Annotated in this window: 5 protein-coding genes and 2 pseudogenes; 6 read left to right on the top strand and 1 reads right to left on the bottom strand. The window is 35.1% G+C overall.

Going from position 1 to position 7,359, the window contains the following annotated elements; translation table 11 throughout:
- From F6K13_RS10835 to menD, 5 genes and pseudogenes are all read left to right on the top strand, one after another.
- Positions 1 to 671, top strand: a 671-nt coding sequence (locus F6K13_RS10835) for a hypothetical protein (protein WP_287287363.1), incomplete at its 5' end; no start/stop codon positions are given.
- Positions 672 to 1,419: 748 nt separating this feature from the next.
- Positions 1,420 to 1,719 carry a hypothetical protein gene (locus F6K13_RS10830; RefSeq protein ID WP_192901075.1) on the top strand — a complete coding sequence of 100 codons (300 nt, stop codon included), beginning with the start codon at positions 1,420 to 1,422 and terminating at the stop codon, positions 1,717 to 1,719.
- 58 nt (positions 1,720 to 1,777) lie between these two features.
- Positions 1,778 to 2,507: pseudogene (locus F6K13_RS10825) on the top strand (formylglycine-generating enzyme family protein); the annotation flags it as partial.
- Between the two features lie 256 nt (positions 2,508 to 2,763).
- Positions 2,764 to 3,309 carry a DNA-binding protein gene (locus tag F6K13_RS10820; RefSeq protein ID WP_192901076.1) on the top strand — a complete coding sequence of 182 codons (546 nt, stop codon included), beginning with the start codon at positions 2,764 to 2,766 and terminating at the stop codon, positions 3,307 to 3,309.
- Between the two features lie 275 nt (positions 3,310 to 3,584).
- A complete protein-coding gene (gene menD, locus F6K13_RS10815; protein WP_124143997.1) occupies positions 3,585 to 5,342 on the top strand; it encodes a 2-succinyl-5-enolpyruvyl-6-hydroxy-3-cyclohexene-1-carboxylic-acid synthase in 1,758 nt (585 codons plus the stop codon).
- A 277-nt stretch (positions 5,343 to 5,619) separates the two neighbouring features.
- On the opposite strand, the gene grxC is transcribed toward menD, so the two are convergent.
- Positions 5,620 to 5,937, bottom strand: a complete 318-nt coding sequence (grxC, locus tag F6K13_RS10810; RefSeq protein ID WP_124143998.1) for a glutaredoxin 3 — start codon at positions 5,935 to 5,937, stop codon at positions 5,620 to 5,622.
- 937 nt (positions 5,938 to 6,874) lie between these two features.
- Between grxC and F6K13_RS10805 the strand changes: the two are divergent.
- Positions 6,875 to 7,232, top strand: a pseudogene (locus F6K13_RS10805) (IS1 family transposase); the annotation flags it as partial.
- Positions 7,233 to 7,359 lie beyond the last annotated feature (127 nt).

Raw genomic sequence — 7,359 nt, 5'->3', positions numbered from 1 at the left:
TAAATCAAGATAGCAGTATTAGTGATAATTCTGGTTTACTTAATAACGATGACTTATCCTCAACACTGGATGACATAAATCAAGATTTACACCAGAATTTGACCGATGGTTTCCATCAGCAACAGCAATTCGACTATCAACATTCAAGTATGGGTTTAGGGGCAAATATAGACTTGGAGCAAAATAATTTTTCGTTCGATAATTTTGCAAATCAAGATAGTGGTATTAGTGACAATTATGGTTTACTTAACAATGATGATTTTTCCTCAACGTCGCATGATATAAATCAAAATTTTACCGATAATTTCCATCAGCAGCAGCAATTTGAACATCAAAATTTTGGTACAGAAATTTCTGGGGTAAACTCTCATGCTCTACCACCAGAAATTTCTCACTTTCAGCAAGAGCAAAATAATTTAAGTTTAAGTTCTCATACTTTTGAGAGTCAAAATATGAGTCTATATAGTCATCATTTAGAATTTAATTCATCCACCACTGCTGCATATAATTATGACGATAAATATCCTTACACAACAATAGATAATGCAGGTCATATTGACCTACATACAAGTAGCGATCGCTATGGTCATTATGTAGGTTATTTAAAAGATCGTAAAGTTTATAATTCTAGTTATCATTATTTAGGATATGCAGGTACAGATGGTAACTAAATAACCAAGAATTTCAGGCAGAAATAGAATATCAACATCTTGATGCTCAAGCAAAATTACAACAAAATAATCAAGTATTTCAAAGAGACTTGGAAAGTCAACGCTTTGCTCATCAAAAAGAACTACAAGAAAAACAAATCTCTGCACAATTTGACCTAGAAACTTATCGTCAAGAATTTCAAGGCAAAATAGTCTAGTACCAATGGCAAGAAAATCGGACACTCCAAGAATTTATTCAAGCAGTGGATATGCAAATAGCTAAAAGCAATCAATAATTTCAAGCATGGCTATTTCAACAACAAAAACAACTACAAATCGAACTTGCTCAATATAACCGAGAAACTCAATTTCTCAACGCAATATATCAACGAGAAGCTGCCCTAGAAATTAAAGAATTAGATAACTGGCTACTCAAAATTTACCCCTGGCAAATACTTGAATATCATCAAGGACGAAATCTTGTGCCCATACAAATAATACTCGCACCCCCAGAAATAGACTATGACCGTTTGAACACCTAAATAAAACTTCTACTTCTGGATTTCCTAAAGTAGAAAAACGTCTTTCCCAAAACTTACGAAATTTCCTCGAAAAATACTATCCTCTAGAAAACAAACAACGACCCACAGAATTAATAGACCACGCTTGGGATAGTAACCGTTTTGCTAGAGGTAGTGCAGTTAAAGCTATATTTAGTCGCTTAAAATCTGAACCTATACTATTAATAGAATCAGAAGTAGATGGAGATTTGATTAATATTCAAGTTGCCTATTGGAGTGGCGGACAAGAAATTTATCCTTTCTACAAAACTATAATTCGCAATCTACATTATCCGACAATTCTCTATGAATTTGCTATTCAACGTGCCTTACATTGGGAAACGAATGTTAAACAGAAACTCTTGGCAAAAGGGAAAACCGAACAAGAGATAAATCAAAAGTTTGGTGGGGATAATTTATCGAATTTGAGTAATTACAGGGAAAATGAAGAACTTCAAGGAGTGGGAATAGAAATTAAAAGAGGTTACAAAACCAATAGCGAAGACTAGGTAAAAACAAGAAAGAGATGCAGAGGAAAAAAGGCAGTGGGAGACGAAAGGGGAAGTCTTTACTTTTGAAGTAGTTACTGTCAACAACTCTGGCAAAATTATTAACCGCACCCAGGGAACTGCCAGGCAAAAAATCGCATACTTGGGTAATGGGATTAAATTAGAAATGGTTTATATTCCTAGAGAAAGTTTTCTCATGGGTTCGCCGGAAAATGAGGCGGGAAGAGATAGTAATGAAAGTCCGCAACATCAAGTTACTCTGCAAGCTTTTTATATGAGTAAATATCCTATTACTCAAAACCAGTACCAAGCCATTATGGGAAATAATCCTTCTCACTTTAAAAGAGAAAGTCGCCCAGTAGGAAAATGTGAATTGGCACAACGCCATAGAGTTTTGTTAAAAGCTATCTGAGAAAACTGGGAAAATTTATACCCTGCCCAGCGAGAGTCAGTGGGAATATGTCTGTCGCGCCGGGACGACTACTCCTTTCTATTTTGGAAAAACTATAACGTCTGAGTTAGTTAACTATGAGGGGAAAAGAGGACAAACAACAGATGTAGGAAGTTTTCCTCCCAATGCCTTTGGTTTATACGATATGCACAGGAATGTCTGGGAATGGTGTCTAGATGTTTGGCACGATAATTATAATGGAGCGCCTACTAACGGAAGTGCTTGGGAAACTGGAGGAAATAGTAAAATAAAATACTTCGGATTAAAATCCGACGAGTCACCTTTCATCCATCGCTTAAAAGACGATGGCTTTCATGCTCCCATGTTATTTAGGTAATAGAAGATTGCTCCGTGGCGGTAGCTGGTACTACAATTCTTGGGATTGCCGGAGTGCCAGGCGTGACTTCAACATTAATTTGGGTATAGTTATCCTTGTTTTAGAAGCTCCCGTTATAATCTCCGATTTAACGGGAGAGAACTTCACATATGATTCTCTCTATCTCCCTACTTATGAAATTGTATTTCAAAATTTAAAATTAATTTATTCAATCAAAAATCATACGCTCAAATTTCAAAACTAAGACGTTATAGTTATGACTATCTCAACAACAACCACAACACAAGCAGCTTTTCTGCTAAATATCTCAACAGGTAGATTGCGAACTTTACTTAATCAAGGCCGGGTTCAAGGAGCTTATAAATTTAAAAGACTTTGGATGATTCCCCTTAACCATCGGGGAATGCCAGAGATTACACCAGGTAGTCGTGGTCCACAACCTACTTGGAACAAACTTCAACGCAAAGCCAAAACTATTGTTCATGTTATACGGAAGAATATTGATTACAACCGAGACAATGGAACTTCTCATCCAGCAATTGCTGTGAAAGTGGGGGATAAAAAAAAATATTGCCACGCCCTGAAAATTAACGGACCTTGCCAAATCGTTTATCAACCTCATCAACCTAATAAAAGTCAAGCTGGGGGTGCCCGGCTGTGGATTGAAGTGGAACCAGAATATATAGTTGAGCGAAAATATTTTCCAGATGGAGATTATGGTCCGCCTCCAGAAGAGACTCCAAAAAAGTCTAAAGCTAAAAAGAAAAAGTCGGAAACTAAAGTAAATAACAGAAGTAGTTAGATATAGAGAGAGGCAAAGGTTCAGTTAATTGATATTCTATTGTTTCAGGTACTTTTATAACCCTGATACCAATTTTATGTGAGGCTGCAAGAATTAGGTGGTAGGTAGTAGGTGTTATACCAATTTTATGTGAGGTGGCACAGAATTATGAAATTTATTAACTTGTCTATCTCGATCTACAGTCAACCCCGATTAAAATATTTTTCTATGCAACTTCTTATCAATTTGGTATTAGTTTTTGTGATGAGTACCCTATTACTATTCAAAACTCAAAAATGCCAATTGATTTTAGAAATATAAACACAGTCTGGGCATCAATTTTAGTAGAAACATTACAATATCTAGGATTAACTACAGCAATTATTAGCCCTGGTTCCCGTTCCACGCCTCTAACATTTGCCTTTGCCACTCACCCAAAAATCGAAACAATTCCTATTCTTGATGAACGTTCCGCATCATTTTTTGCTCTAGGAATAGCAAGGAAAAATTATCAACCTGTGGTAATAGTTTGTACATCTGGTACTGCTGCTGCCAATTTTTATCCTGCCATAATAGAGGCAAAAGAAAGTCGTATCCCACTATTAGTTTTAACGGCAGACAGACCTCCAGAATTACGAAATTGTCATGCAGGTCAAACAATAGATCAAGTTAAATTATATGGCAGTTATCCCAACTGGCAAGTTGAACTAAGTTTGCCTTCTATAGAACTAAAAATACTTGAATATTTAAGACAAACAATTATTCATGGTTGGAGAAAAACAACTTTACCGACACCGGGACCTGTGCATTTTAATATTCCTTTTCGAGACCCTTTACCTCCTATACCCCAACCAGAAGTTATTTCCTTAGAAGCACAATTCCCCCAAAACTTTTTTGCTACAGTACAACCAATTTTCACAACAGAATTTTTGCCAAATTTTGACTTAACATTAGATTTAAAAAATCAACTTCAATCTGGCGAAGGCATAATTATTGCAGGTTTAGCACAACCCAAAAATCCTCAAAAATATTGTCAAGCGATCGCTCAAATTTCTCAAATTATCAAGTTCCCAGTTTTAGCTGAAGGTTTATCTCCTTTAAGAAACTATTCTCGGTTAAATCCCTATTTGATTAGTACTTATGATTTAATTTTAAGGAATCAGGAAATAGCACAAAAACTTATTCCTAAAATAGTTTTACAAATCGGCGAATTACCAACAAGTAAACAATTAAGAACCTGGCTAGAAACAACTAACCCTCACAGATTAATCATCGATGAAAGTGAGGATAATTTTGACCCGCTGCATGGGAAGACAAATCATTTACAACTTTCAGTAGAACAACTAGCTAAAATTTTTACTCCTAAACTTTTCCATAGTAATTCCGATGGCAATTACTTAAATTTGTGGTGCAATGCTGAAGTAAAAGTTAGAGAGGCGATCAACAAAAAAATGGCAGTAATTAATCAAATATTTGAACCTAAAATACCTTGGTTAATTTCTCAAATATTACCCCAAGGTACACCAATATTTATTGCTAATAGTATGCCAGTCAGAGATGTAGAATTTTTCTGGGTTCCTAATAATTCCCAAATCAAGCCATTTTTCAATCGAGGTGCAAATGGAATAGACGGTACTTTATCAACTGCTTTAGGTATTGCTCATCGTCAACAAAGCAGTGTTTTATTAACAGGAGATTTAGCACTTTTACATGATACTAATGGTTTTTTACTGAGAAATAAATTAGTCGGTCATTTAACTATTATTTTGATTAATAATCAGGGAGGTGGAATTTTTGAAATGTTACCAATAGCTAAATTTGAACCACCTTTTACAGAATTTTTTGCTACTCCCCAAGATATTAATTTTGCCCAGCTATGTAATACTTATGGTGTAGAACATCAGAAAATATCTTCTTGGCAGCAATTACAACAACTTTTAAATACTCTACCTAGTAGTGGAATAAGAGTTTTAGAATTACAAACAAACCGCCGACTAGATGCTAAATGGCGGTTAAATAATTTAGATAAATTTGCAGCAAATCTATTGCTATAGCAGAAGAAAGAAGGAAGAAGGAAGAAAGAAGAAGGAAAAATATTATGTTGTCTGAGTTTTAAGCTTTTGATCTGTCCGCGCCATTTGCTTCGACTACTATAAATTAAAGTGTATACCACTACAAAAATTGGTTAAGACATTTTTCAATCTTATTCGCAGAGCGTTTCCACAGGAAAAACCATTTTACAGTTCTCTATTCCCTGTTCCCTGTTCCCTATTCCCTAGCACGTAGCGCTATAATAATTTAATTTTTTCTTACTCTCAAATAATCCCAAATTTATGCAGCAGCAGGCTTACTCAATAAAGGATCTAACTCACCCTTTCCATCTAGAGTATAAATATCATCACAGCCACCAATATGTTGGTCATTGATAAAAATCTGTGGCACAGTACGATATCCATTCGCACGTTCAGCCATAGTATTTCTGGCAGCTGCATTGCCATCTATTTTGTATTCTGTATAGTTGACACCTTTCCACCACAGCAAAAGTTTTGCCCTTATACAATAGGGACAAGTTTGCCAAGTATAAATTTCAACGTTAGCCTTGATTTGTTCTGGATGACGACCAAGAATAGGATTAATAAAGTCAAACATTTTTAGTAATTAGCCCTAGTAATAAATTAGCAAGTGTAGATACTTTTTAACGTATTTTTCCTGAAAATTGCAACAACTTAAACTAACCTTCTGCCTTATTTAGCAATTTTATGACTTGATAAAAAGTGTCTTTTTTTTATAAATATACCTATCAATATTTTGCCCAAGATTGTTGTATTAGATCATATCTGTTTGAATACTGATAAATAAGAATAAGGGAGCAGGGAGTGGGGAGCAGGAAGAATGAGGAAGATTTGCCGTTGAAGTGAGAATATATTTTTTTTATCGCTAATTAAACAGACATGATATTGTACTAATTTAGTAAGTATTTACTATAAATAGTCTGTTCCATATTCCCGACAACTATATTACAGTAATGATTGACTCAAAATTTAATATCGATACCTTGTAGGTTTAGCCCTCATCTTCATTTGTGTTTGCATTTTATCTCTAATGTATAGTTCTCGGGAAATTTGAGAAAAATAATGAGCTGTAAATACTAAATTAAGCATCAAAAAAACTAAGACCAAAATCAGCACCAAAACGTTTAAAATACTTAATTCATTAAACACTGTAAAGATGGCGAATAAAACTGAACAAAGACCAAATCCAGAAGCAGAAGAACTGAGAATTAGCCAGCGTAATTTAGACATAATTAAGTTAATAAATATTTAATGAAAGTAGAAGGCATAAATTTTACTTATTATTGAATAATACATAAATGAGCTTAAATTTAATAGTCCTATAATCACTTTTAGCTGATTTATTGAGGAGAGGCAAATCTAAGTTATTTATACCAGGGAACAGGAAACAGTAGGAAAAATATTTCCCTGTCTAAAGATCATTATTACTCTATGTCCTAACCTATCTGTCTATTGCCATATAGGGTAGTGCCTGTGCGAAAGTGTGGGAATGATCAGATGAGTATTGTCCCTAAATACTCTCAATCATCATGGAATGTCCTCTGTGTGGCCATCAGAAAACTCATAAACATGGAAAGACTAGCAAAGGAAGTCAACGATATTATTGTCCTGAATGCCTACAAACTTTTCCTGCGGAATGCTGGGCAAACACCGATACTTTTGACACTCTCTACTATCGGCGAAAAGTTGAACCAGAGAAAATGCCCATGGTTCTACAGGATCACGTTGAGGGTAGTAGTTTAAGAGGAATTAGTCGAGAGCGTGAATCTGGCCGATAATACGGTAGTCAGTTTGGTGAGAGCTACCTCTCAAAAAGGACAGATGATTCATCATGCTTATGTCCAAGATATTGAAACCTCACAAATCAGCAGTTAAGTAGGCAGGCAAAAAAAGTTGTAAAATAGCCTAGTCGAGTAGATGGAGGAAAATTTATAGTGTGCCAGCCCCTTTAAGAGTACATTTGAGTGAAGCTGAAGACAAAGAACTGCTGGAATTCCAG

Origin of the sequence: Okeania sp. SIO2B9 (assembly GCF_010672505.1) — a bacterium.
Taxonomy (GTDB): domain Bacteria; phylum Cyanobacteriota; class Cyanobacteriia; order Cyanobacteriales; family Microcoleaceae; genus Okeania; species Okeania hirsuta.
Note: the sequence above shows the minus strand (reverse complement) of the source record. Positions and strands in the feature narration are given on the sequence as shown.

Bases quoted from the DNA above. Each gene is read 5' to 3' on its own strand.
- grxC (WP_124143998.1), bottom strand. From the start codon at position 5,937: ATGTTTGACTTTATTAATCCTATTCTTGGTCGTCATCCAGAACAAATC.
- menD (WP_124143997.1), top strand. From the start codon at position 3,585: ATGCCAATTGATTTTAGAAATATAAACACAGTCTGGGCATCAATTTTA.
- F6K13_RS10820 (WP_192901076.1), top strand. From the start codon at position 2,764: ATGACTATCTCAACAACAACCACAACACAAGCAGCTTTTCTGCTAAAT.